Raw genomic sequence first — 312 nt, 5'->3', positions numbered from 1 at the left:
TAGTTCCTTCACCCGAGTTCTCTCAAGCGCCTTGGTATTCTCTACCTGACCACCTGTGTCGGTTTGGGGTACGATTCTGTGTTACCTGATGCTTAGAGGCTTTTCCTGGAAGCTGGGCATTTATCACTTCAGCACCGTAGTGCCTCGTCGTCACGCCTCAGCGTTAATAAGCGTCCGGATTTACCTGGACACTCCGCCTACACGCTTAAACCGGGACAACCGTCGCCCGGCTGATATAGCCTTCTCCGTCCCCCCTTCGCAGTAACACCGAGTACAGGAATATTAACCTGTTTCCCATCGACTACGCCTTTC

Annotated in this window: 1 rRNA gene; it reads right to left on the bottom strand. The window is 52.9% G+C overall.

Annotated features, from left to right (window positions below):
- Nucleotides 1-312, bottom strand: a 23S ribosomal RNA gene (locus AB3U87_RS22565); the annotation flags it as partial.

The organism is Erwinia plantamica, assembly GCF_043420595.1.
Classification (GTDB): Bacteria; Pseudomonadota; Gammaproteobacteria; order Enterobacterales; family Enterobacteriaceae; genus Erwinia; species Erwinia aeris.
Note: the sequence above shows the minus strand (reverse complement) of the source record. Positions and strands in the feature narration are given on the sequence as shown.